Source organism: Xenorhabdus sp. IM139775, from assembly GCF_028598745.1.
Classification (GTDB): domain Bacteria; phylum Pseudomonadota; class Gammaproteobacteria; order Enterobacterales; family Enterobacteriaceae; genus Xenorhabdus.
In genome coordinates this window covers 1-932 of record NZ_JAQRFK010000215.1, presented here as the reverse complement: position 1 = coordinate 932, position 932 = coordinate 1, and the positions used below count along the sequence as shown (strand labels likewise).

At 45.2% G+C, this 932-nt stretch carries 1 protein-coding gene; it reads right to left on the bottom strand.

Going from position 1 to position 932, the window contains the following annotated elements:
- Nucleotides 1–182 precede the first annotated feature (182 nt).
- Nucleotides 183–887 carry a DUF2931 family protein gene (locus PSI17_RS17080; RefSeq protein WP_273553092.1) on the bottom strand — a complete coding sequence of 235 codons (705 nt, stop codon included), beginning with the start codon at nt 885–887 and terminating at the stop codon, nt 183–185.
- Nucleotides 888–932 lie beyond the last annotated feature (45 nt).

Sequence of the window (932 nt, the reverse complement as noted above, 5' to 3'; positions counted from 1 at the left end):
TCCCACCTATTATAAGGCAGCGGTTCACTGTGACGTACAATGGGTTTGTAGGTCACCACCCGCTTTCCGGGGGGATAAGACTGGCAAGCCGCCAGGCTCCATACCAATCCCAAACTCAGCAGTGATATTAAGATTTTTCTTTTCATTGTGAGGTTTCCAAAATTTGAGCGATGCCCTGTTTTTTACCATTCACCATAGGGATAGGTTTTTCCTTTGATAAAAGCTTTTATCCTCTCGGAATACTCCCCGTAGCCATCAGAATGTTTGGTTTTCCCCTGACATACTGTCATCTTATCGCCGGATACTGATTCGTCCGTCGAGATCAGAATATTATCGCCATTGTTTTTATCGATACCGCGTAACCAAGCGCGGGCAGCCCCCCCCGGAGCCAGACCAATGAATATCGTATTTCGGTAATCAGGTGGCTGTTTTTCATACCCCGGATAGAAAGCAGGTTCACGCATCAGTTGCCGAACTTCAGGCGTGAAGTTAAACAGTGTCTGGAAAGTTTTTTTATCAATCCCCGAATCCCAGCAAACCATCAGCCGCTTGGGAAGTGCTTCACCATGGTTTCTGATGCCCTCCCCACTCACTCCCAATTTTTTACTCCATGTCGTTACGCTACGATAATGTGAATTGGCGCCATCCGGCATAAATTTTTGAACAATATAATTATCTTCATCCTGAAACTGGACAAAGCTGATACTGATGGGAAAATATTCTGGTGTATAAAATTTAAACCACCATTTATCATAAGGTAGTGGCTCACTTTTACGCACAATGGGTTTGTAGGTCACCACCCGCTTTCCGGGCGGGTAAGACTGGCAGGCCGCTAAGCCCCATACCAGCCCAAAACCCAGCAGTGATATTAAGATTTTTCTTTTCATTGTGAGGTTTCCAAAATTTGAGCGATGCCCTGTTTTTTACCATTC

What these genes read in the sequence shown, in the direction of transcription:
- PSI17_RS17080 (WP_273553092.1), bottom strand. Translation starts at nt 887, where the DNA reads ATGAAAAGAAAAATCTTAATATCACTGCTGGGTTTTGGGCTGGTATGG.